At 39.1% G+C, this 24,904-nt stretch carries 25 protein-coding genes; 15 read left to right on the top strand and 10 right to left on the bottom strand.

Translation table 11 applies throughout. The features are described 5' to 3' along the window. Nucleotides 1–87: 87 nt before the first annotated feature. Nucleotides 88–918: a hypothetical protein gene (locus DKM50_03485; GenBank protein PZM83040.1), complete on the bottom strand. Its 831-nt coding sequence runs from the start codon at nucleotides 916–918 to the stop codon at nucleotides 88–90. Between the two features lie 128 nt (nucleotides 919–1,046). On the opposite strand from DKM50_03485, the gene DKM50_03480 reads away from it, so the two are divergent. The 7 genes from DKM50_03480 to folE all read left to right on the top strand — a co-directional run bounded on the left by DKM50_03480 (nucleotide 1,047) and on the right by folE (nucleotide 6,241). Continuing rightward, a complete protein-coding gene (locus DKM50_03480) occupies nucleotides 1,047–2,174 on the top strand; it encodes a hypothetical protein (GenBank protein PZM83039.1) in 1,128 nt (375 codons plus the stop codon). Nucleotides 2,175–2,514: 340 nt separating this feature from the next. Then, the gene (locus DKM50_03475; GenBank protein ID PZM83038.1) at nucleotides 2,515–3,738 is read left to right on the top strand and encodes an NAD(P)/FAD-dependent oxidoreductase; all 1,224 of its coding nucleotides are present in this window, start codon (nucleotides 2,515–2,517) and stop codon (nucleotides 3,736–3,738) included. Nucleotides 3,739–3,748: 10 nt separating this feature from the next. After that, a complete protein-coding gene (locus tag DKM50_03470) occupies nucleotides 3,749–4,069 on the top strand; it encodes a 4a-hydroxytetrahydrobiopterin dehydratase (protein PZM83037.1) in 321 nt (106 codons plus the stop codon). 14 nt (nucleotides 4,070–4,083) lie between these two features. After that, nucleotides 4,084–4,806 (top strand): dehydrogenase, encoded by a 723-nt coding sequence (locus DKM50_03465; GenBank protein ID PZM83059.1) that lies wholly within the window; start codon nucleotides 4,084–4,086, stop codon nucleotides 4,804–4,806. Continuing rightward, entirely contained in the window at nucleotides 4,799–5,161 is a 363-nt protein-coding gene (gene folB, locus DKM50_03460; GenBank protein ID PZM83036.1) for a dihydroneopterin aldolase, read from the top strand. The genes DKM50_03465 and folB overlap by 8 nt, the downstream gene beginning before the upstream one ends. Further along, nucleotides 5,158–5,676: a 2-amino-4-hydroxy-6-hydroxymethyldihydropteridine diphosphokinase gene (gene folK / locus DKM50_03455; GenBank protein PZM83035.1), complete on the top strand. Its 519-nt coding sequence runs from the start codon at nucleotides 5,158–5,160 to the stop codon at nucleotides 5,674–5,676. The genes folB and folK overlap by 4 nt, the downstream gene beginning before the upstream one ends. Further along, nucleotides 5,669–6,241: a GTP cyclohydrolase I FolE gene (gene folE / locus DKM50_03450; protein PZM83034.1), complete on the top strand. Its 573-nt coding sequence runs from the start codon at nucleotides 5,669–5,671 to the stop codon at nucleotides 6,239–6,241. Before folK ends, folE begins: the two co-directional genes overlap by 8 nt. Before the next feature lie 103 nt (nucleotides 6,242–6,344). Here the strand turns inward: folE and DKM50_03445 are convergent, their stop codons facing one another. Continuing rightward, a complete protein-coding gene (locus DKM50_03445) occupies nucleotides 6,345–7,397 on the bottom strand; it encodes an NAD-dependent epimerase (GenBank protein ID PZM83033.1) in 1,053 nt (350 codons plus the stop codon). A 208-nt stretch (nucleotides 7,398–7,605) separates the two neighbouring features. Continuing rightward, entirely contained in the window at nucleotides 7,606–9,078 is a 1,473-nt protein-coding gene (locus DKM50_03440; GenBank protein PZM83032.1) for a hypothetical protein, read from the bottom strand. Nucleotides 9,079–9,546: 468 nt separating this feature from the next. Here DKM50_03440 and DKM50_03435 point away from each other — a divergent pair, with 468 nt between their 5' ends. From DKM50_03435 to DKM50_03405, 7 genes are all read left to right on the top strand, one after another. Next, a complete protein-coding gene (locus DKM50_03435) occupies nucleotides 9,547–10,188 on the top strand; it encodes a phosphatidylserine decarboxylase family protein (GenBank protein ID PZM83058.1) in 642 nt (213 codons plus the stop codon). Further along, entirely contained in the window at nucleotides 10,185–10,937 is a 753-nt protein-coding gene (pssA, locus tag DKM50_03430; protein PZM83031.1) for a CDP-diacylglycerol--serine O-phosphatidyltransferase, read from the top strand. Before DKM50_03435 ends, pssA begins: the two co-directional genes overlap by 4 nt. A gap of 109 nt (nucleotides 10,938–11,046) precedes the next feature. Then, on the top strand, nucleotides 11,047–12,081 hold the full coding sequence (locus DKM50_03425) for a rod shape-determining protein (GenBank protein PZM83030.1): 1,035 nt from the start codon (nucleotides 11,047–11,049) through the stop codon (nucleotides 12,079–12,081). Nucleotides 12,082–12,704: 623 nt separating this feature from the next. Then, nucleotides 12,705–13,484 carry a hypothetical protein gene (locus DKM50_03420; protein PZM83029.1) on the top strand — a complete coding sequence of 260 codons (780 nt, stop codon included), beginning with the start codon at nucleotides 12,705–12,707 and terminating at the stop codon, nucleotides 13,482–13,484. Nucleotides 13,485–13,486: 2 nt separating this feature from the next. Beyond that, complete coding sequence (locus tag DKM50_03415; GenBank protein ID PZM83028.1) at nucleotides 13,487–14,275, top strand: hypothetical protein; 789 nt, start codon at nucleotides 13,487–13,489, stop codon at nucleotides 14,273–14,275. 141 nt (nucleotides 14,276–14,416) lie between these two features. After that, nucleotides 14,417–14,803, top strand: a complete 387-nt coding sequence (locus DKM50_03410) for a hypothetical protein (protein ID PZM83027.1) — start codon at nucleotides 14,417–14,419, stop codon at nucleotides 14,801–14,803. Between the two features lie 319 nt (nucleotides 14,804–15,122). After that, nucleotides 15,123–15,689 (top strand): hypothetical protein, encoded by a 567-nt coding sequence (locus tag DKM50_03405; protein ID PZM83026.1) that lies wholly within the window; start codon nucleotides 15,123–15,125, stop codon nucleotides 15,687–15,689. 106 nt (nucleotides 15,690–15,795) lie between these two features. Here the strand turns inward: DKM50_03405 and DKM50_03400 are convergent, their stop codons facing one another. The 6 genes from DKM50_03400 to DKM50_03375 form a co-directional block, all read right to left on the bottom strand. Next, nucleotides 15,796–16,614, bottom strand: coding sequence for a hypothetical protein (locus tag DKM50_03400; protein PZM83025.1), 819 nt, complete (start codon nucleotides 16,612–16,614; stop codon nucleotides 15,796–15,798). Further along, entirely contained in the window at nucleotides 16,488–17,843 is a 1,356-nt protein-coding gene (locus tag DKM50_03395; GenBank protein PZM83024.1) for an FAD-dependent oxidoreductase, read from the bottom strand. Before DKM50_03395 ends, DKM50_03400 begins: the two co-directional genes overlap by 127 nt. Continuing rightward, entirely contained in the window at nucleotides 17,840–19,213 is a 1,374-nt protein-coding gene (locus DKM50_03390; protein PZM83023.1) for a hypothetical protein, read from the bottom strand. The genes DKM50_03395 and DKM50_03390 overlap by 4 nt, the downstream gene beginning before the upstream one ends. Beyond that, on the bottom strand, nucleotides 19,206–19,880 hold the full coding sequence (locus DKM50_03385) for a hypothetical protein (GenBank protein PZM83022.1): 675 nt from the start codon (nucleotides 19,878–19,880) through the stop codon (nucleotides 19,206–19,208). Before DKM50_03385 ends, DKM50_03390 begins: the two co-directional genes overlap by 8 nt. A 100-nt stretch (nucleotides 19,881–19,980) precedes the next feature. After that, nucleotides 19,981–22,140, bottom strand: a complete 2,160-nt coding sequence (locus tag DKM50_03380) for a hypothetical protein (protein PZM83021.1) — start codon at nucleotides 22,138–22,140, stop codon at nucleotides 19,981–19,983. Further along, nucleotides 22,130–23,593: a hypothetical protein gene (locus DKM50_03375; GenBank protein ID PZM83020.1), complete on the bottom strand. Its 1,464-nt coding sequence runs from the start codon at nucleotides 23,591–23,593 to the stop codon at nucleotides 22,130–22,132. The genes DKM50_03380 and DKM50_03375 overlap by 11 nt, the downstream gene beginning before the upstream one ends. A gap of 364 nt (nucleotides 23,594–23,957) precedes the next feature. Between DKM50_03375 and DKM50_03370 the strand changes: the two genes are divergently transcribed. Further along, on the top strand, nucleotides 23,958–24,215 hold the full coding sequence (locus DKM50_03370) for a hypothetical protein (GenBank protein ID PZM83019.1): 258 nt from the start codon (nucleotides 23,958–23,960) through the stop codon (nucleotides 24,213–24,215). Between the two features lie 93 nt (nucleotides 24,216–24,308). Here the strand turns inward: DKM50_03370 and DKM50_03365 are convergent, their stop codons facing one another. Continuing rightward, on the bottom strand, nucleotides 24,309–24,869 hold the full coding sequence (locus DKM50_03365; protein ID PZM83018.1) for a hypothetical protein: 561 nt from the start codon (nucleotides 24,867–24,869) through the stop codon (nucleotides 24,309–24,311). Between the last annotated feature and the right edge of the window lie 35 nt (nucleotides 24,870–24,904).

The following is a 24,904-nucleotide window of genomic DNA, read 5'->3' as shown; positions in this document are numbered from 1 at the left end:
TAAGGCGTTATAATAACAAGTAAAATCAAATAAATACGATTAATTGTGACACAGCATATTCACGGAATGACGAGGGAAATAATTGAATTAGATATCTAAACCCTTTTCAGTAGGCACTTCTATCCCTACTACATTCTTTATGCTTTCTTTCCATTTAATAATAGGATTATCCTTTAGATTATTATACAAATCCACAATATTATTATCAGCCTGAATATTTAACAATTCTGTAGCTCTTCGAATTGTTTCAGTATCGTCACATCCATTCATTTTTATTCTTCTTAAAAGGAAATTTACTTTACCTATCCAAATATGATCTGTAATATAATTCGATGTATCAATTATTACTTGGTTAATATTATCATCAAGCATCGGCTCACAAGACAAACTAGTTTTGAATCCGTTATTATATGCATACTGAAGAGATGCTAGACGCTCTTGATAAAGAGGTGCACCAGGCTCCCAAAATGATAAAACTTCATTATTAGCAGATCCGATTGTAAACCTAAATAGAATTTTATTTTTATAAAAAGATAGTTTATCAGAAATAGCCTTTATGCACCTCAAATGAGGTTTAGTTACAATCAATACACGATTACCAGCATATAACATGTTTTCCAAAAATATCATTGAACTAGTTAAGTTTTCAGGATGAATATCATGTGAAGAGGGAAACATTATTGTGCCTGTCATTTTTTTAAACTTTTTGTTAACTTGGCGTCTTCTCACAATTTCCTCAGACCAGGAATCAGCAGTTTTGCGCTGAAATCTTATTGCCATTTCTTTACTATAACAGTACTTGCAATTATGCTTGCATCCATCAATAAAGTTTTCAGTATACGCAGCCCATTCAGCAGTACCAAAAACTGCCTTTGCTCTACAATTTGTGTCATTTTTCTCTTTTACTAAAATACTCATATTATTCCTCATTTATTCTCTTGCTACTAACATTTTATCGCTAAATAATTTATATAAAACTATTCACATATAATCATTACATTATGATATAATCCAATTATTGTTATTTTTACATCAAAAGGATAATTATGGGAAGTCCAAAACTTCAATCATGGAACAATGTACCATTCAAAACCTGGGAGTATCAAGACCAAACAGAAATGAAGCACAAAGTTTTCAGCTATTATCTACCTCTTTGGTTACAAATACTTGGTACATTCAGTAATAAGCTCAACTACATTGATGGATTTGGAGGTATTGGAGCTTATCACTCAAGTTTAGATAAAAATGGTACGTATTTATCGAATCAATTTGGATCACCAATACGTACCCTAGAAACAATCAATAGTCTACAGGCAGAAAATAGAATTGGCAATGTTAATGTAATGATAATTGACCAAGATAATGATAACTTAAACAATATTAAAAAAATAATAAATTATAAAGGGATTAATACCTATGGAGAACTCTTATTAGTAAATGGTAGTTTCGACAAAGAAATAAATGAATTTCTCGATACTTGCAAAAATATTGCACCAACATTTTTTCTTATTGATCCGTTTGGGTTTAAAGATATAAAAATGAGCACAATCAAAAGGATAATGTCAAACAACAAAACTGAGATATTACTGAACTTTATGTACAGCTCAATTCATAGATGGACTGAACATCCTGATGAAAAAATTTTAAAACACTTTGATGAATATTTTGGGACTACTGAATGGAGAGACCTTTGTGGCCAAAATGAAAAAGAAATACAGATGATTAATTTATTCAGGCAACAATGCAAGCACTTTTGCAAGTATGTTTATCCATATAAAATGAAGTATCCTGATCAAGACAAAACAATATACTATCTATTCCACCTGTCAAATCATTGGCTAGGATGTTCGAGAATGAAAGACAGTTTTGGTAGGTTTAATAACGGGAAAACCGAATATACCGGAAACAATGGTACGCAAATGGGCTTGTTTTCTCCCAGCCCCGAATCGATAGACAAAGATTTGTTGATTAGAATATTTACAGAAATATTTTCAAATTCTACTTATACTTACGAACAAGTACTCTCCAAGATAATTGACGAAACAGATTTTACTGAAAAAGAGATCAAAATAATACTTAATGAACTAGAAAATAGCATGATAAAAATAGTTCCACATAATGGACGCAAACGAAGAAGTGGAATCAAATACCAAGATGTTATATCTTTTAAGTAGTTTTAAGCCTAAACGCGTCCTGCGCTACGACCGTTGAACGAATATTCCCTCTATTTTCATCAAAAATATATGCTCGGCTCGATGAAAGAAAATACTTCCATATCTATTTTCCGTCTCGCCAGTCTCTCCCATTTACCACCGATACCCATAAGCAGCTATATTTGTAAGCCTTCTCAGGTCGTCGATGGAGAAGGCAGCGGGGGTGACATATATCAGTACCAGATAATGCTTTCCGCTGGATGAGGCTAAATTACACCCTGCTTTTGCAATTGACTTTGACAAACAAGAGTTGTAAAAGACACACCCAGAATTGCTACTTGCATGTATAGGGAGGTTAGTTATGGCAAAAACGAAATTCTTATATATCATAGTAGGCGCAGGGCTTGCAGGAGCTTCTGCTGTTGAAGGGATTCGAGAGTATGACAAAAAAGGTGCTATCCTGGTCATAGGTTCTGAAAAACATTTACCTTACGATCGCCCTCCACTTACCAAAAAACTCTGGTTTGGAAAGAAAAAAGTAGAAGACATCTTCGTGCATGACCGTAATTTTTACGACCAGAATGGCGTTATACTGGCTCTGGGGAAACACGTTATTTCAATTAATACAAATCAAAAAACGCTCACAGATAGTGAAGGGAAAGAATATGCTTACGAAACCCTGCTTCTTGCTACCGGAGGAAGTCCCCGTCACCTTCCGATTCCTGGAGGTGATCTTGATGGGATCTGCTACTACCGGTATCTAGATGATTATTTACGAACTAGACAGGAAGCTCAGCAAGGCAAATCGGCAGTGGTAATAGGCGGCGGATTTATCGGCTCAGAAATTGCAGCGGCATTGAGTATAAACAAGGTCGCAGTGACAATGATTTTTCCCGATAATTATCTGTGCAGCAGAGTTTTTCCTCCATCTCTGGGGCAAGCTATACAAGAGCACTATTTAAAACGGGAAATTAACATATTTAACAGGGAAAAACCAGTTAGGATTGCGAAACAAGGTGACAAATTCATTACATACACCGATAGCGAAAAACTTATCGAATCGGATATGGTAATAGCAGGCATTGGTATTGCACCGGAAAAAAACCTGGCAACTTCGGCAAATCTGGATTTTAATAATGGTATTGTTGTAAACGAATATCTGCAGACTTCGAATCCTGATATATATGCAGCGGGAGATAACGCACTATTTCCATATCAGGCGCTAAAAAAACAAATGCGCCTGGAACATTGGGATAATTCAATTCATCAAGGAAAATACGCAGGCCGGAATATGACAGGTGCAGGAGAACCATTTACCTATATACCCTATTTTTTCTCAGACCTTTTTGAATTTGGGTATGAAGCGGTAGGTGATACGAATGCAGAGTTTGAAACGTTCGCCGATTGGACAAAGGAAAATGATACCGGAGTCATTTATTACTTAAATAAGGGTGAGTTAAAAGGCATTATGCTGTGTAATGTATGGAAAAAAGTCGATGAGGCTCGATCACTATTAAGCCAGGGGGGAAAAATAACGGCTGAAGAATTGAAGGGTGCCATTCGGAAATCACCCTTAGCAGCGTAAGGAGAAAAATATGAAGCTTGCAGAGCAAAATTGTAAACCATATAAACAGGGAGATCCAGCTCTTTCCATGAACGAAGCCAATAGACTCTTGAAAGAAGTCCCGAACTGGTCTCTTAAAGAAAAGCAACTAATCAGGGAATTTGCTTTTAAGGATTTTAATGAAGCAATTGATTTTGTAAACAAAATAGCCGAACTTGCTCAAGCTCAGGACCATCATCCTGATATTTGCATTTTTTACAGCAAAGTAACCCTGTCATTATCCACACATAAAGTTGGAGGGCTTTCACAAAACGATTTCATTTTAGCGGCAAAAATCGATTTGAGGAATTAACTTTGAGCCAAGAAATATTATCAGGTAAAACTGCCTTGATCACAGGCGCCGGGAAACGCATTGGCCGGTCGATAGCTCTAGCACTGGCTGACGAAAGAGTTAACATAGTCATTCATTATCCGAAAGAAATCGAAGAGACGAAAGAACTGAGTGACCGTTTGACAGAGCGCAAAGTAAAATGGTGGCTAATAAAAGCAGATTTCGCGAATTTGCAGGAAACCGAAACCCTAATCCGGAGGACAGCAGATATGGCAGGGCCATTCGATTTCCTTATTAATAACGCTTCGATTTTTTCCCGAAACACTCTTATGGATATGACTTTCGAAAATATAGTTCAGCAAATGCAAGTCAACGCCTGGTCCCCTTTTAATCTCAGCCGGGAGTTCGTCCGCATAATGGGCAAAGGTAAAATAATTAATTTGCTTGATACAAAAATCTACAGTTATGATTGGGACCATACCGCTTATATTTTAAGTAAAAACATGCTCTTACTCCTAACCAAAATGACTGCCGTCAGTTTTGCTCCGAAGGTTTCCGTCAATGGAATTGCCCCCGGGCTTATTCTCCCGCCAGCAGGCAAAGATGAACATTTTCTTGAAAAATTAGCAGAAACCGTCCCTTTAAAAAAACACGGCAATCCTTCTGATATAGCGCAGGCGGTTATCTATCTTCTCAAGAGTACTTACTTAACTGGACAGATAATCAGCGTAGACGGAGGAAAACACCTCAATGGATAAAATATTGATTAATGATCTTCGTACGCGCTGTATCATTGGCGTGAACGACAAAGAACGCCGGGAAAAACAAGATGTCGTAATCAACATAAAACTGTCTCTAGACCTTCAGAAAGCAGGGAAAAGTGACCGCTTCGAAGACACCCTCGATTATCGCACACTCAAGAAAGCAATCCTGAACAACATAGAAAATTCGAGCTGCTATTTAATCGAGGCTCTTGCAGAATCTATCGCCGGAATTTGCTTGGCAAACCCTATAGTGGCAGAAGTCAACGTACTGGTTGAGAAGCCAATGGCGCTACGTTTTGCCCGAAGTGCCGGCGTAGAAATTGTACGAAAGCAAAAGGCAGAACAATGACAAGGGCATTCGTAAGTATCGGTTCAAATATCAGTCCGGGTAAAAATGTTAAAAGTGCAATCGGGATGCTCTCAGCCAAGGAACATGTAGTAAAAATCTCTACCGTCTATCGGACAGAACCCGAAGGTCATAAAAACCAGCCCGCCTACTATAATTGCGTAATAGAAATAAATACGGAAAAACCTCCGCTGCAATTAAAAAATTCCGTGCTCAAACCCATCGAAAAAAGTCTGGGAAGAGAAAGAAGTGCTGATAAATATGCCTCCCGTACCATTGATCTTGACTTAATCATATATGACAGTCTTGTCCTAGTAACCGATAAAATGACACTTCCGGATCCAATGATCGTATGTCGGTCGTTCTTAGCAATTCCCTTAATGGAATTATCTCCGGATTTGGTCTTGCCCGGATGGAACGTCCCAATAGATAAAGTAGCCGGGAAATTATCACAAGCAAATATGGAACCTCTAAAAGAATATACAGAACAAGTGAGAAAAGAGATTTCACATGCCTAGGAATAATGAACGAATTGAAATGCTGGTAAAGGAATTATTAACTGAACTTGGTGAAGATACCAACCGTGAAGGGATAGTGAGAACGCCCAATAGGCTAGCCAAGTCCTTAAAATTCCTTACCTCGGGATATTCTGTAGATATGAAAAAATTAATCAATAATGCAATTTTTACTCAAGAAGTAGATAGTATGATTATCATAAAAGATATAGAGCTCTATAGCCTTTGCGAACACCATCTCTTACCCTTCTATGGGCGCTGCCATATTGGTTATCTTCCTAATGGAAAAGTAATTGGTGCAAGTAAACTTGCCCGCATAGTAGATACCTACTCACGGAGATTACAAATCCAGGAACATTTAACTGAACAAATTTCAAATGCCATTAAGGATGCAATCGGTGCGGCTGGAGTGGGAGTCATGATTGAAGCCCGGCACCTTTGCATGATGATGAGAGGCGTACAAAAACAGAACTCAATGCTTGTCACGTCATCACTTCTGGGGAGTTTTCGCGATCATCCCGCTACCAGGCAGGAATTCCTGTCTTTGATAGGGAAAACCCAGCAATAAAGAAGAAGCCAAGCCATTCTCAGTGGAAATTTGAAAAGTATTATCCGGACTCACTGACAACGGTGAGACTATAAAAGCCCCTTAATGCGCTACAACCTGAACACTAGACCCTATAGAATTGCCTGTACCAGATCACGAACTCTTGTATACCTTTGCTTACCGGAGTATCAGGTTTGTAATTCAGATCGCTCATCAGGTCAGACACATCAGCCCAGGTAGCCGGAACATCCCCATCCTGCATAGGTAAAAAATTTTTCCTGGCGGGTTTACCGACTTCTTTTTCAATAGCTTCAATAAAATCCATCAAATTAACAGGAGCGGAATTCCCGATATTATAAACTTTGTAAGGCGCCTTACTAGCGGAAGGATCTCCGTCTCTGCCTGACCAGTTGTCGTTCTTTACCGGAGGAGTATTAATAACTCTCGTCACACCTTCTACAATATCGTCAACATAAGTGAAATCCCTAATCATCTTTCCATTGTTGTAAATATCAATAGGTCGTTCCTCAAGAATAGCTTTAACAAATAAGAACAGCGCCATATCAGGACGGCCCCACGGGCCATATACCGTAAAGAACCTCAATCCGGTCGTCGGAAGACCATATAAGTAACTATAGGTATGTGCCATAAGCTCGTTGCTTTTCTTGCTGGCCGCATAAAGGCTGATCGGATGATCGACATTATGCTTTGTCGAAAAAGGCATTTCTTCATTGAGCCCGTAAACAGAAGAACTGCTGGCATACGCCAAATGCTTGATATTATTATGCCGGCAGGCTTCAAGAATATTAATAAACCCGACAATATTACTGGAAATATATGCATAAGGATTGGTAATAGAGTACCTCACACCAGCCTGTGCAGCGAGGTTGCATACCTTATCAAACTTCTCGTTCTCAAAAAGCTTAAACAGATTATCTTTGTCTTCAAGATTTAATTTAATGAATTTATAGTTTTCGTAATTTTCGCTCTGAACTATCGTGTTGTATTCAGTCTTATCTTCAGCAATTCCAACCTCTGTCAATCGCCCGTATTTTAGCCGAACATCATAATAATCATTAATATTATCAAGACCGGTAACAACGTGGCCTTCCGTAACCAACTTCCGAACCAAATGAGAGCCGATAAAACCTGCAGCCCCAGTTATTAGAATTTTCATATTTTAATCCTATACTTACTATTGAATTATGAATAATATTATTAATTATTCCCAGGTAACTTTTTAATGCGATATCGATTATTTGTCAAGACAATATTCCAACACTAACACTAAGTTTTAATCATGAGAGTTCGAAAATGACAAAAAATAGTTTCCGGCAATAAGCAGCTGCCGGCAGACAATATTCATCAACCAGCAGCATATTAGTTTAATTGACTGCCGGGATCAATGAATTAACGTATTCTTCAATCCAGCTATATCCGCTTGGCGCATTCTCATTCGGATCAATTCCGATCACGCTACCACCTTGTGACAGTTCGAAGCTATCCGGCAACCCGTCATCATCTGAATCAACAGGGGCGGAACCGCTTTCTAAAACCGGATAATCTCCGTCACTTACGCTTGAACGGATTTCGCCTGTTCCGTTCTGCACATCCGCAATTATGCGAGCATCCACGGAATCAACAATGGGGAGCCTTGCCCCAACATTATTTAGGACCGGAGAATAGATACTGTCAGCAGGACCGGCTTTAATCCCTGACAAGCCTATAACCGGAGATTCGGACTTATATGAGCTGCCGTTTCCACCGCCTTCAAAAGAGACGATATCCCAGTCCCGACTGCTATTAGCAACATTAGCATTACCTTCTAAATAAAACTTAGAATTTTCATGAATATAGTACTCTTTGTTCCAGCCCGGATAATTAAAAAGCAATAGAGGTTTGGGGTTGCCTTCGGTACCTTTCTTTTTATAATAATTACCGACCAGGTTCCAATAAGAAGGCTGGAAATCGTAGAAACCGGAATTAGGGCTCTCTTTTGGACTGCCGATGAAATCCGTTCCTTTATTTGACCAATTATAGACTACATTATTTACAATTTCACCTTTAGTATCAGCATTGCATTCCGGATTCCTCGCCTTATTATGAGCAAACAAATTATGATGGATACTAATGTTGTGGACCCGACTTCCTATCAGGAGTCCATAGCCTGTAATCTCAGGATAAGCAGGCGACCAGATAGACTCGGCAATAATATTCCATTGCCAGGTAATATCGTGAGCTGCATACCATACCTGCCCATTTTCATCACTCCCCCAAGTTATCGAACAATGGTCTATAATGATATTATTAGGTTCACCATTCGGACAGGTATACCCTCCTGAAGCTTCAATAGAAAGGCCATCTCCATTCTGGAAATCTGTACTGGTACGTAAATTTCCATTCCGCACCCGAAGCCCTCTTACGATAATGTTATGACTCTTTATCCTTATCGGCGCACCCTTAATGCAGATACCCCCACCCGGAGCAGTTTGTCCGGCAATAGTCAGGTAAGGATGCTCAACAGAAATCTCCTGATTAAGCTTTATAGTCCCCCCGGTGTTAAAAACAACAACTCTGGGACCATCATATTCTAATGCCCACCTTAAACTACCATTCCCGCTATCATTCAAATTAGTCACTTTCAAAACCACCGGACGTTGATTTGGCAACGCATAAGCGCCTCGCGTTTTTGCCCCAAACCCTTCAGCACCAGGAAAAGCTGGAATCGCTGGAATCGTCGGACCGGGCAAAGGAAATGGTCTTTCCTCAGAAATAAATAAAGAACTATACCCTACAGAGAGGAACACACTCGCAATTAAGAATAATGTACTTATTGCTATTTTGATTCTGTTTTTCACAATAATTCTCCTTATTATTATATTACTCTATTTGCATCTCATACTATATACTTACAATATTTTGGATTTTTTACGACAATGAAGATGTTTTATTGGAAATAACCACAAGAGCAAACGCAGAGCATTTTAACGGGCTACAGAATAACAACTATACCGCAACAAGTCAACCCTGACAGGGTGACACAATATTTTCCTATAACAACATTAAAAATACCGTTCAAATATTTGATCCCCTCCAAAAACAGCACTACTGATCTTAATTTTTTTGATATACTTTAATTACAATTCAAAGAAACCGCAACTAAAATTTTCTCAGCAGAATTAACATCATAACAGAGAAGATTGTTGAGACTAATTCAGGATAACGACGATATACCTTTCGAACAAGAAAATATATGTCCTTTACAAAGGCTGTTGAATTTTAATATAATATCTATCAAACTTTACTATTTTTTTGAAAAGAATCCTATGACCCACAATAAACCCAAATTATTACCTATTGCAAAAGAAGGCTATCCATTTATAGCAATATCCTTGGTATTCTATTATTTCTCATATGCGCTTCAAAATAGCTTACTTACGTATTTCTTCCTATTCCTGTCCCTTTTCATAATATATTTCTTTAGAGATCCGGAAAGAACGGTACCAACCGAAGAAAATCTTATCGTATCTCCGGCCGATGGCAAAGTTGTAGCAATTAAGCCTGTCATCGTTGGAAACGAAACATACAACCAGATAAGTATCTTTCTTTCCGTTTTTAATGTACATATCAACCGTGCGCCGATTACAGGAATGATTTCGGACAAAAAATACAATCCCGGAAAATTCCTTGTGGCTTTTGCAGAGAAAGCCTCGGAAGTAAACGAACAAACATCCTTAACAATCACAAATGACAACAAAAAAATCATTGTAAAACAAATCGCAGGACTCATAGCGCGCCGAATCGTCTGCTGGCCGCAAAACGGTGATATGATAAAAAAAGGCGACCGCTTCGGACTCATCAAATTCGGGTCCCGCGTCGACTTATTATTACCTTCTCAATGCAAAATAAATGTTAATGTTGGGGAAAAAGTTAAAGGTGGGAGCACAATAATAGGAGAGCTCAGATGAAGCGAGGAATTTATATCCTGCCTAATTTACTAACAATTAGCGGCATGTTCTGTGGATTCTATTCAATCATAGCTTCAATTAACGGGCATTTCCTAACAGCTGCTTTAATTATAATCGCAGCAGGTATATTTGATGTACTTGATGGCAAAATAGCCCGGCTAACACATACGACATCACATTTTGGCATAGAACTTGACTCACTTTCCGATATTTTATCATTTGGCATAGCTCCTTCACTATTAATCTATTTATCAATGCTAAAACCATTCGGGAAAATTGGTTGGATGGCAGCATTCCTTTTTGTTGCATGTTGTGCAATGCGCCTTGCCAGGTTTAATGTAATCACAAAAAATTCCAGTATTAAATGCTTTGTTGGACTGCCAACCCCTGCGGCGGCTGGAGTAATTTTATCTTATATAGTCTTTAGCCACTCCGAATATTCATCCTTTCTTAGTCCACTAATCAACAATCCGGCGCTCATCGCTGCAATAGTGTACCTTTTATCAATACTCATGGTAAGCAACTTCAAATATCACGGACTCAAAGAGCTTGACCTGAAGAATCGAAAACCATTCAGCGTACTCATAACAATAGTCTTCCTTGGGTTTACAATAATTTCATACTACAAATTCTCTCTCCTAATAATTGGACTTCTGTATATGATCTCCGGCCCTTGCGAATACATCGTTACACTCCTAAGAAACAAACAGCCACACCCCATCGAAGCGAAAATAGAAATACAACAGTAAAAATTACTATATTGATTTTTGAAGGCTTTCGTTGTACGATGATTTCTGTTATTCTTTTTTAAATTTCACTCATTTATTCATTCTGGACCCAAAGGAGTTTATTCTATTCATGAAATTATTTGGCAAGTTTTTTGGTAGATTTTCACACGACTTAGGCATAGATCTTGGAACCGCAAACACTCTTATATATATTAAAGGTGAAGGAATTGTCCTGAGAGAACCTTCTGTAGTTGCGATTGATCAAAGAACCAATATGACACTAGCAGTTGGAAACGAAGCCAAAAGAATGATAGGAAGAACTCCAGGCAATATCACTGCTGTAAGACCAATGAGAGACGGCGTTATAGCAAACTTCGAAGTTACCGAAACAATGATCCGTTATTTTATCCAGAAAGTCCACAACCGTTCATCATTAATTAGTCCACGAGTAGTCATCGGAGTACCTTCCGGCATCACTGGTGTCGAGAAAAGAGCAGTACTAGATGCTGCCGTTCATGCTGGTGCGCGAGAGGCTTATCTTATTGAAGAGCCTATGGCAGCAGCAATTGGAGCAGGACTCCCGGTATCCGAACCAGAAGGAAATATGATCGTAGACATCGGCGGAGGCACAACAGAGGTTGCCGTTATCTCATTAGGCGGCATCGTCATATCCAAATCCGTCCGAGTTGCAGGTGACGAGCTTGATGAAGCGATTATCACCCACTGCCGTGATAATTACAGACTACTTATCGGAGAAAGAACAGCTGAAGAAATAAAAATGGAACTTGGATCAGCGTTCCCGTTCGAAAAAGAAAAAACCATGGAAATACGAGGAAGAGATCTCGTTACCGGACTTCCAAAAACATTTAATATTACTTCAACCGAAGTAAGAGAAGCAATCTCCGAGCCAATCAATACCATAGTTAACGCTGTCCGCACAGTTCTCGAAAAGACCCCTCCTGAACTATCATCTGATATTATGGAAAAAGGAATAGTTCTCGCAGGTGGAGGCGCATTACTTCACGGCCTTGATAAGTTCATTGCAAAAGAAACAGACATTGATGTCGTGATTGCCGAAGACCCTTTATCTTGCGTTGCCTATGGAACTGGAAAAGCGCTTGATGAAATGGACATTCTCAAACAAATCATGTCAAACGAGATATAGTGTATTCAATTATTTCAAAATGAGCACTATATATTATTTATCGTTATGAGAAGCCCACTCCTCATACATTGGAACAAGGTCACAATAAGTACGAGAAGCGGACCCCTCCTAGCTAGCTGCTAAGATAATATCTCAAAAATATTATACGTCAAGAATATCTTTCAACAGGGCTATCGCATACTAAAATTCCGTCATTTCTGAATGCCCTCATCAGGGATCTATAAACTATAACCTATAATAAAGGTCATTCCAATCAGGATTATTATCCTGAAATAGGATATCAATTATTTATTCTTCATTTTGATTAGTTTTACAGAATGGATCCCAGCTAATACATGCTGGGATGACGTCATTATTGAAAAGTTTCTTTATTTAGTATGCGATTGCCCTGTACATACACCAACAATAACTTGACTTCATAAAAAAAAAATTATAAGCTCAAATATAGATACTTCATAAATCAACTTTTAAGATAACAAAAACATGACCACTGATAGAAGTAAATAAACAGCCGATCGCTGCTCACTGATTATTGGCAATTACAAGCAGCGAAAGCTTTTTATACTTTTCAGAAATTTTAGTTAGCAATATTGCTATCAACTACTCAGACGGAGGTTAATTCTTTGAATATATCATTGTTCTTAGCAATACTATGTTTTATGGGCGTTATATATTTTGGTACCCCGGAAATATTTCATGATCCACACAGCTACGCAGACATAAAAGCATTTCTAGTCGTATTTGGCGGCTGTTTGGTAGCTACTATACTTGGCAGTGACATTAAAACATTAAAAAGCCTGGCACGCGTCTTTAGCTTTCTGGTCATTCCACCAAAAACACAAAAACCGGAGGCTATTATTACGTCATTAGTAAATATAGCCAAAATAAACCAATCAGGTGGGAAAATTGCTCTAGCCGAAGAAGTTAACAAACTGAAAGATCCATTCATGATCCATGGATTAAACATGATCGTGGATAACATGGATACAGAATTCATACGATCGGCATTAACCAATGATATGGATCAAATGGATAGCCGCCACCTGAAATTTATTTCAATTGTAAAAAACATGGGGGCAATAGCTCCGATGCTTGGTATTCTAGGTACAATTATCGGTATTGTTATGGTACTTAGGAACATGAATGACCCCAGCGCGATTGGTCCTGCGATGGCTTTGGGATTAATTGCTTCACTATACGGTGCGGCAGCTAACGGTTTAATATTTACTCCAGTTGCTATAAAGCTAAGAATCATGAATGATGACGAAATGTTAACAAAAACCATGATAGCCGAAGGAATAATTTTCATTCAAAAGAAAGAACTACCTATTAAAGTAGAAAAATACCTTCTAGGTTTTTTAAGCGACAAGCAAAAACTCAATAAATACAAAGGCAAGAAATAACCATGGGGAGAAAAAAACATCATGAAGAGGCTGAAGAAGGCTGGATTACCTCTTACGCTGACTTGATGACCAACTTATTTGCATTTTTTCTAGTACTATTTATATTTGCTACAAATAGCAAAGAAGAGACGAATATGTCGGTTGTGTTACAAGAGATTCGCACAGGCTTTCTTGAAAGAGTAGATAAAAAAGCCGCAAAAGTGCTCAAAGATGAACTAAAAAAAGCACAAACACCTAGTATGCCGCAAGTAGATTCCAAAAAAGCCGAAATTGCTAAAAAAGTTGAAAAAGTAATAATCGAGCAACAACTAAAAAATTACGTCCATATCATAATAGAAGAGAAAAAAATACGAATTGTTTTTACTGATCCGGTTATTTTCAAAACCGGCAAAGCTGAGTTAAACCCTCAGGCTAAAAAAATCTTAAAAGAAGTCGCTTCAATACTTAAGCCAATCCCGAACCCTATTTTTGTCGAAGGACATACCGACAATGTTCCTATTCATAATAAAGAATATGACTCAAATTGGGAACTCTCATTTTCACGAGCCTACAGTATAATTAAATATCTGCAGAAAGTGGAGAACATCCCCCCGGACAGGCTTTCTGGAACCGGGTATGGAGAATACAAACCACTGGCGGGAAATGATACAAACATTAATCGAGCTAAGAATCGCAGAATCGAAATCAATGTTATATTCTTTGATGAAAAAAAATCAGAAGAAACCAGCGGCAAGACCAATAACCAAGCAACAAAAGCAGAAACTTCGCATACTTCAAAACCTGGACATTAATTACCTGGTTAACTATAGAATATACCAACAAATTTCAATACAAGAAATAAGCACAGATCCACGATATTACTATTAGAAGTTTGATTACGCATAACGAAAGCACGTAACAATTGTTACTGGCAATGACAAAGGAGGATATCGATGACAAAAATAGAAGGACTAAAAGGGCTGGACAACCAACAAGCCGGACAAATAAAACTCGATTCGCTAAATGATATAAAAGACTTTCTTAAAAACTTCTCCAGCATAAGCGAAGCAAAAGCTGCCATTGGATCTATAATTGAAGAAATCAGAAAAGTAAACCCACAGTTAGCCCAGAAATTAGATAATTTATTAGCAGCCCTCGACAAAGCAGAAAAAAGTGGCATGACCCTTGAGGACTTCATGAAAACCCTTGAAAAATCCGTAGGGAATGATGCTGCGGCTGCCCAAGGAATGTCCCTTATTCAGCAGTCTCAAGCCGTTTTTAATGACAACACTTCTAAAGTTGACACACACGCTTTAACAAAAACCAGCTCTATCGCTTAGAAATGTGGCTCTAAAAAAAGTAGGAGAATAAATCATTCTCCTACTTTTTTTTATAATTATTTCCCAGATCTAATTCTATTACGATTTCGATTTCTTTTTCTCTAGCTTTGCCTGTTTTTTTTCTTTAACGGTTTTAGCAGGTTTCTTCTTATCTTCTTTTTTGGTATCCATTGATTTAGCCACGTGCGGACCCTCCTCTATAAAGTTTTGGTTACTACTAGTATACCAATAAAAACTAATAATGTTAACAATATTTCTATTATAATCAGCTAGTTATTACCCTATAATTGCAGTAGCTTTGCAGATAAGATATTAATCTATGCTTGACGAGATATTTTTTGGGAATAGAATTCTCAAGAATAGTTCTAGACAATATCAATCCAAAAACTACCAAAAAGGAGAAAAACCAATGATAGAAAAAGACAAAGCTAACATCTTCGAGCTTCTTCGAAAAGATCATCAAGAAATCAGAAGAACACTAGCAAACCTAACAGGCCTGAACGAGCTAGCCTGGAAAGCCAGGCAAGAGGCGTTCTCCAAACTTCAAAGGCAGTTGCTGCTACACATGCGATTAGAAGAAAAAGAGTTCTATTCTGCCTTTATAGACAATCACATGTCATATTTTGAAGTACTTAAATCCCTTGAAGAACACCATATCGCGGATATATTGTTAAATGAGCTTGATATTAAACCTGTCGATAGCGATAGTTGGAAAGCAAAACTCCTGGTATTAAAAAATATTATTGAGAGACATATGCAAGTTGAAGAAAACAGGCTCTTCGAGATCGCGCTCAATATATTAAGTAACCAAAAAATTTATTTAATCGGCAAAAAATTTGTTGAAAAAAAAGAAAAAGCAGAAGAACATGGACTAGCTGCGGCGTAAGTATCTGATTACAAATACATCAGTTTATGAAAATATTTTTGTAAATATTTCTAAAGAGTAACTATTTGCATCATAATTCGGCAAAATAATTACAAAAATAGCTATACTAAGAAGTCATCTCCGGAGTGTCGAGCCGGCGTTCCCAGTAAAAATCTCCATAATTGACTAATAGCTGTTCATTTTTAGAAATAGCTTTAATTGCTACGTAGCCAAAGTGCCAATAGTCCTTAAAATAGATGCTTCTGGCGACAACATTCGGCTTAAAAGAATGGTTAACATATCGGGTATAGTTGCCATACTTCGATGCTTCAATTGTAAAGATATTGTTTTTCATTGTTGGATAGAGCCACCCATATTCAGACTCTTCTCTCTTTCCATTTGCCAAATGCAGTCGACCTGAATACTCTCCGATCCAGGAATTTTTTTTGATATCCTCGTCTGCAAATAATCCGTATCCAATTCTTTCATTTATATAGGAAATATATACATTTGCAGTAATTCCCTTATCAATAAAATAATAATACTTTCTATTTCTAAGATAGTTTAAAATTAGAGCCAACCTATCAGTCACACTCATATTCGCAAATTCAACGTTGTGAATATCAATTATATCCGGATCAATATGCAGATTATTTGTGTATTTTATACCGAATATTTCCTCAAAAGAATCAGGGGAAATAGCTTGAACACTATCATTAAACTTAACGCGGATGCTCTCTATAGGTGCTGCGATAATTTTAAGGTTAAATACTCTCATAGTAATATATCGAACGAAATACGATAACGGACTCGAAGAAATTACAAGAAGACTCCCTGACCAATAAGTTCTTGTCGTATTTCGCTTGAGTCCAATAGAGAAATCCTGGTATTTTTCCTTACAGAAACAGCAGCAGCAGTTCCGGCAGCTTCCCCTAGCGCCATACATGTAGGAGCCAACCGTGCGGAAGCACTGGCTTCATGAGTTGCTGAAATAGACCTCCCAGCGACAATTAATGATTCAATATTTTCAGGAATTAAACACCGATAGGGAATTGTATAATATGTGCCCTGAGGCATCTTTTGCATGTTTATAGCTGAACCGTCGGGAGAGTGGATGTCAATCGGGAAGGCACCGCAAGCTACACCATCATCGAATTTCCTGCCAGACAACACATCTTGTGCTGACAAGGTATATTTTCCAACTATATGCCTCGTTTCCCTAACTCCGATTTTAGGAGCAATAGTATGAATATATGCATCTTCGAAACCTGGAATATAGTGTTTGAATAGCCTGTAACATTCTTGAACTTGCAATAAAGCAGTTCCCCTCGCCTTTTCAACCTCATTTTCATTCGATCCGTCCATATCAAATATACGTGTCATGTTTACAGAAACTTCACCTTTTTGTGCTGTTTCGAAATACAAAACACGGTCTCGGAAAGAAACCAGTCCCTCTTTTTGCTGTGCTTCCCGGACCAGTCGAAAAAAACCTGACACGGCTAAATACGGAACTTCCACAATATTGTTCCTGGCTTCATGACTCAAAACAAATTCAGTAGGATTATCTTTGATATATTGTCGCACAACATTATTATTAACGTTTCTCATCGTAAAGATCAGCGTCATAGGCTGTGTCTTATTGTCAGAAATACGGCCATATACGTATGGAACCCCAGCCAGGCATGCAATATCGGCATCTCCTGTAGCGTCAATAACCACTTTAGCGTTAATAGATACTATTTGATTATCATCAGTATGGGCGATAACTCCAATAATTGCTTGCTCATCGCGAATTATATTGACAACTTTCGTATTATTAATAATGATAACCCCGGCCTGCATCATTTTTTGGTAGACACAAGAACTGAATTGTTCCGGTTCAATCATTGTAATTGTCGGCGCACATCCTAGCGGATCAGGAATATGACCCTGACTACCTTCACGTACAGCCGTTCCAACTATTTCTTCGGGAATTCCCTTGATAACTTGAAGATTTGGTGCCGCATGAAAAGTCATTAACGGATATACCAAGCTCTGCACGATAGTCCCGCCAATTATGTCTGATTCTTCTACAACTATTGTCGAGACGCCATTTCTGGCAGCAGCAATCGCGGCGCAACAACCAGCGGAACCAGCGCCACAAACTAATACATCACATTCATAATCATTGATCATATCGTAACTTCCACTTCAAATGTTCGTTGCCAAGGAAGGTTAAACCGAATGTTTGATAATTCCGCTCCAAATTGATTACCTAACTTTTTTCGCTGCCATTCCCGCATTGCCTTGTTCAAAAAATCCTCAGCTGAATTAACCTGTTCAGGAGTTAAATTCCAAATATCATAGCCATTGGTCTTAAGAACCTCATTGAGCACCGGTCTAATCTCAGACTGATACCCCCAATCTTCCAAAAACCTCAAAGCAAGAAATCTTTTATTATTCAATGAAAGTACTCCCTGAGCCAGAGCATGCCCGACACTATTTGCTGCAGTATTCCAAGCCGCATAGCCTGCCAAACCGGAGATCTCGATATGTGTTGATAATTTGTCGCAAAAATCCTTATCAGAGCCATTAGAGTATGCGAGATCAGCAATAACAAGAGGGTATTTCTCTTCAATTAAAATGTTTATTTTATCTAAAAATACAGAGATATCCTGTTCATTGGGCATAAAAGGCTTCGAGAACATAAGGTCGATCCCCGGATGATCCGGACACCAAACAGCGAGAACAAAATCGGCCGATTCCAGGTCAAGACAAGTATCACAACCAATAGCTCTGATCTGCCCGCGCACAGTATCACATATACATCTGTCTTCGTACAATGCAACTCGGCGAGAGCCATTTTCAGAAGAAAAAAGAACATACACCTTTGGTTTTATTTTACTTAAATCGCACATTAACCGAGACATAAGGACAGCAGATCCTTCATCGGTTCCAGTTGTTATGCACGTATTTTGAGAAATTCCTTTTTCCTTAATATATTCTTGCAATATTTTGTGTTCTTCCTGATGAGGACCGTCAAGATTAGCATCTTCCTGCAATAGCAAAACAAAATCAAATATTTTTTTCGATAACTGTTCCAGACTATACAGGTTAACCTTATGATTCCTCGTACGCAGGTCACTGAGGACTCCGGTTCTATGACTAATTTCCCATTTTTCAAGATCATCAGAAGATTTAACTGTGGTAGAAAGTCTGCGGATAGACTGAAAAGCGTATAATGGAATGGTCGGATAGGCTATTTTAATCAAAGCTAAGCGCTGTAATCTTAAAAGTATTAACGCCAGATCCTCAGTTATCTCTCGAGAAGCTACCAGTCCCCCGTACGCCAACATATCCAAAGAAATCACCCAACCATCTACAGAGGAAACATTTTCGAAGAACCACTTTAGAATTGCATCAGGATTACCGCTTATCATTCTATGGCCAAGAAGCTGAATTGGCGGCAACATCACCTCATATCCAGCCATCTGTGCAAGCATCACTGACTGTTGCAGGGAAACCGGTCGATCGTCGAGAGGTATGAACCCAAGTACCTTAGCCATTAATAAATAGCGGAAGCCTTTCCCTGAAGCTCTGCGGTGAATCTCCCAGAGAAATTGTACCCAGTATCAACCCTTTTATGCCTATTTCTTTAAACAAAGGGACATCTGCCGGTTCAAGTTTTTTCTGGCTGGGCACAAGAATTGGCTTCGAAGTTGACTGGGTCATCGTGTAATATATTTCGAGATCTTTTACTGTTAACGGTTGGCGGTACGATGTCGACGGTACGATTGACGCTTCGATAAAATCAGCACCGATTTCTTCTAGTGATCTCACATCATTCAAGGTATAATTGCTGCCGACAGCAATCATTTTGCCTATCTTCTGTAAGGACAGCATCCACAACGGCATGTCATAGTCATATATATCAATAAAATCGACACCGCAATCTGAAGCTTCCTGTAATTCATAGTAAGTAGGAGTTATCGTCGCTCCCGGCATCAAGCCGACTGGACAGTCAACGGAAGCAATTATATCGAGGATAGTCTCTTTTTCTTCCGACCAACTCCCGAAGCGTGTACCGCTTGCCTTATGCTCGACATTAATATGGACCTTAATTGCATCTGCACCACACTCAAACGCCGCTTTTGCCAGGTCTTTATCATTTCTTGGCAAACTGACAACGATAACAAAACCTTTTTGTTTCAACACTTCGGTTAACCTACCCATCAATTTCTCCTATGTTTGTATTATTAATTAATAAAACTTAAATAGTTCTTTTCAAATTACTTCTTGTTTCTTCATCAAAAAATATTCAAAAAAGATGAACTTATCTATTATCTATATTTATGGCAAGAACAACATTATCATCATCACTTAATCGCTTCTGTTCCTCCTGGCAAATAGAAATCATTTGTTCAACGCTTACAAGACCTGAAAGGTCGACAGTCCGGCTATTCGTTACTAAAAAAACCGAAGGAAGTATCTGTCCGCCATCCCCATAGATCGAATATTCATTGACACTCTCGCTGAGTTTTGCCGCCAATTGACCCGATTTGAGGATGAGAATCTTACCATGGGCAGCCCCCATTCTGACTCGTCCTCTCAGATCTAAAACCGTCCAAGGCTCCTGATGCTTCTTAATCAGGCCCCAAAATTGCTTCTTGATTATTTTACCTTGAAAAACAATAAAGTTGGAAGTCATCGCAACTAATGCGACATCTTCTTTCGATACATTAAGGATCTTTTCCGCGCGCAACAGCAGCTCGGTTTCTGATAGCGTCTCTTCTTGCACGACCATATGCAAAGAACCAACAGCCGTAGCACGCAAAACGCCCCGCTGGGAATCAACCTCGACCCTAACCTCAATTGATTCCGGGTTAGCGCCACCACGAATCAACGAAGTCTCAGCCTTTTCTCTAATATCTATGAAATCCTGCGGACACGGATCAATAATTGTCCGTTCGACAGTTTCCTGTAGTAGGGCCATCGCAGCACCTATCGCAGAAATTACAGGTGCATTCTCAACAAGCGTCGACTGGCAGCCTATTTTCCCCCCGATATAATTAATCCATACACTCGCACCGCCACCGCCACCAACCAGAGCTAATCGTGAAATCTCAAGTTTTTTCTCTCTGATAATTTCTGTTACGGTATCAATAATCGGAGCAGCCCCTATTTCCATAATTTCTGATGCAAGCGCATTGGGAGACTCCGTTCCCAGGAAATCAGAAAATTTTTTAAAGGCAGAATTTACGAGTTCTTTATTCCCTTCGGCATAATCACCTTTTGGGACCAGATCAAGCTGATTCGCCGCACACGTGGTTGTCACTGTCCACTGAGACCTATCCTCAGGATGCTCCAGTGCAAGGTACTGACAACTATCGGATTTCAAGGAAATAAGCTTCGGGACGGATGTATCAAAAGTTTTATCGTGCCCGGCAAAAGCGCTGTACTTTAATCCTGCAATATGAGCACTTCTGGGCCCAACACCAACAATTTTGCTATCCTTTATCGCTGCTAACGATCCACCGGCGACACCAATTGTTCGAATGTCTATAGTATTAAGATAAATTTTGTGATCTCCGATGCGTGCCATTTTGATTGACGGATGACCATTAATAATACAGGAAATGTCAGTAGAAGTACCTCCGACTTCCAGAAATATGCCATCCGCGATCTTGGCTGCCATCAACGCAGCGGCAACACCCGCGGCTGGTCCGGAAAGAAGCGTCAGAATCGGCCGCTTCTTCATTTCTTCAATATTCATAGCACCACCATCAGAACGCATCACAACTAATGGCGCATGGATGTTCATGGAGAGCGCTGCGAGTTTGGTCATATCTGCGGTATAGATCATTTTTGGCATAATCGCTGCATTAATAGCCGCAGTACGGGTTCGGGCTGTAAGCCCATAAAGGGAAGAAATTTCATGCGTCGCAGTAGCCGGCAACCCGTGTTCCCGTGCTATTTCTGCAATCTCGTTTTCAATTACCGGATTATCAACACTAAAAGCAGTAACTGCCACAATTGCTGCTACACCGTTTTGTTTCAATTCTTCGATAGCTGTTGCTAATGTCAAAGGATCAACTTGAGCGCCCTTTTCAAGCTCTATATATTTGTGATAGCTGGTCAAAAAACGTCCCGGCGCAAGTTCAATTGGCTGAAGGATAGTCTCAGCCCTTACCATTTTACCCTCAATGCCGCAGCCTACAGCTATAATTCCAACTGGACTAACATCGCCCTCCAATAAGGCATTAGTAGCTTGTGTCGTCGAATGGGCAATGCAAGAAATCTGGTCCGGATTAATGTTGCCCAATTCCATGAGTTCCCGAAGTGCATGAATTATGCCAAGCGCCACGCCTTCCTTGGCATCGTGAGTTGTCGGAACTTTCGATTGAGCAATGAGAGCGAACCGATCCGCAGTGAGAGCCGCTGCATGAGTAAAAGTCCCCCCGACATCGATTCCTATTCTAACTTTATTTAACATAAACCCCTAAAAGCAAACCGCATAAAGCTATTACCCACATATAAGGTAATGTTTTCCGCAAGAGCGCATTGAGCTCTATTTTCAGTTGATTAGCGACCCAGACATTGTGAGTATTTGTAGGATCACAGACCCCCTGAATCTGACCGGTTGACATGAACGCTGCCATAATTGACATACTGCTAAGCCCACTCACTTTAATAAGTTGCATGAGCCCGCTTCCCATCCCCCAGAGATTAAGCGGTCCCCGATACAATGCTAAAGGAGCAAGGATGGTGAAAATAATCACATATCCGGCTGGACTCGTAGGCAACACCGCATTTAACAACGGCGACAAACTCTGGCTTACCGGAGGCTGAACTACAGCTATCAAGACCATACCAATCCCTATCATAATAGCTACCGCAGGTGCTACGCCCTGTATTCCTTCGATGGAGGACTGGATCAAGAGCTTCGAACGAGAGGAAAAACTATCAGATTTACGGATGTTCATGGTGGTAATAAATAAAAATATGATACCGAGCAGAAACGCCGGATTAATGTTCCAACCAAGAAAAAGCACAAGGCTGATCGGCACGAAAGGAGCAAGCATAGCTATCCATGAAAACTTTCTGCTAAATGCAGGAATAATGAATAAAAGAAGTAATAGAGCCTTATAAGCCCACTTAAGCATAAGGAACATTTCAGGGCTGATCGGATTAGTAGCTTTAAACCATACGAATACGGCACAAATAGTTGCTAAAATTGCAAATATTTTGACAACAGCAGCAGTCGGAACCGGGATCCGCGCTTTTTTGAACTCTATAATCATAAAAAGTATCATAACAACTAAAAAAACAACACCCAACGGGAGCGCATATATCATAATTTGTTGTTGGGACAGTCCCAGGATGTCAACATAAAGCGCCCAGTTCACCATATTGAATATCCCGCCAAAAGAAATGGACATTAGGAACAGACTGCCGATAAGCAACGGAGGTATCCCTATTGATAACAGGACGGGCAGATAAATATTCGCAACAAGAATAATCGCACCCAAGCCACCCAATGTAGTAAACAAAAAACTCACCACGAGCGTAAGGACAAGAGCTATGACAAAAGGCTTATCTCCAGCCAATTCAGCTACTTTGCGAACTAATGATTCGCTTATCCCAGCGGCTTTTAAAAAATACCCAAAAATTCCGCCTATCATGACAGTTAAAATAGCGACATGTAACCGTGGAATCCCATCAGAAATAACCGTTGATGAGACAAGATGCTGTGAGTCTAATATCGATTTTCCAAATTTTAGAATAAAGCTCATTTCTGCCGGATACTGATTAAAATAAAATGGCACTCCCGCAATAAAAGTAAGCAAAAAAGCAAGTACCGGAAGCGCAAGTAAGGCGGGTATTTTGCCTAAGTACATTAAAAACGCAAGCAATGCAAAAACAAGAAGAAGCACGAAACCTATCATTTGGGATTTCCTAACTTTTATATTGAATAACAATGATTTTCTAAGTTTATCATATACTTAGAATTTTATAAAATACTATTGGAAAGCAATGCAAAAGAAGAATGCGCCAGGAAGCACGTCAGAGGCTCAAAGGGAAAGCTGGGCCCTGCGTCAACTAGGAAAAAGGAATTCTACGCTACGGATAGAAGCGCTATAATATTAAAAAATATGCGAAAAAAAGAAGCTAAACCACGAGCATCATCAATGCATTCTATTAATAACCAAAAGCCAAACGGCTGCCGTATTTTTATATCCTTAACATATCTCAGATTTAACGTTATTATAGCTGACAGGTTAAAATACATTCTAAAAAGGAGCGTTCATTATGACAGGGACCTATAAAGAAGAGTTTAGAGTTAAAAGTGAACAATTAGTCCAAAAGATCAAAATGCTCATTCAAGAAGGAAATGTGAGAAAAATCATAGTCAAAGGTAAAGAAGGAAATATTATCATGTCGTTGCCCCTGACGATTGGCGTTATTGGCGCTGTTATAGCTCCAATGTTAGCGGCTATCGGAGCTGCGGCCGCACTGATTGGAGAATGCACAATCGCGGTAGAAAGACATAATGGGAAAGAAGAGTAAAGGGGAAATTTTCCAGATATCTCTTTAAACTAAAACCGTGAAAAGAATCAGAGCCTTAACAAGTTAAAATATTTAGGGAGCGGCTAAGAATATTTAAGCGACTTTTTTATCGTAGTCCTGAATCAAATCAGCAAATGACTTGTCAACCTTGTCCATAGTCAAAGCGTAGGTGTCATTGATCAAATCCCGGACTGGAGAGCTAATAGTATTACTAAGAATGTGCAGAGCTTGTGAAAACCCTTCTTCAATCGAACTTTTCAATTTATTTAGAAATTCCTGGAATTCATTCTGATCTTTATCCGGATTTTGAGTTTTCCACATCCCAGCTAAAGAAGTTGCCAAATCTGCTATCCTGGACGAGGTATTCTCAGCATTCCAATAGTCGGGGACAAGCGATGAGTTGATATATCCTGGGATTTTAGATGAGTTCAACCTATCAGATAGCTCAGGAAGGCTCGTTTTAAAAGATTTATTGATTTCAATTTCTAACGTTCTATGTACTATTTCAACCTTATCATCATTAATTGTCAGAAGAGTACTTTCAGCGTAAAGGGTTTCCTTTGAATAAGACGAGAATTTATTGCCGGAAGTAGCTTCTCCACGAGAAAACGAGTATTGTACTTTTTGTTGTTCAAACGTCAGGTTATTTATCATAGTAGTTACATTATCGGTAAAAAAGAACAGACACA

It is taken from the genome of Candidatus Margulisiibacteriota bacterium (genome assembly GCA_003242895.1).
In the GTDB taxonomy this organism is placed as follows: domain Bacteria; phylum Margulisbacteria; class Riflemargulisbacteria; order GWF2-39-127; family GWF2-39-127; genus GWF2-39-127.
The sequence above is the reverse complement of the archived record's forward strand: the minus strand, read 5'-3'. Positions and strand labels throughout refer to the sequence as shown.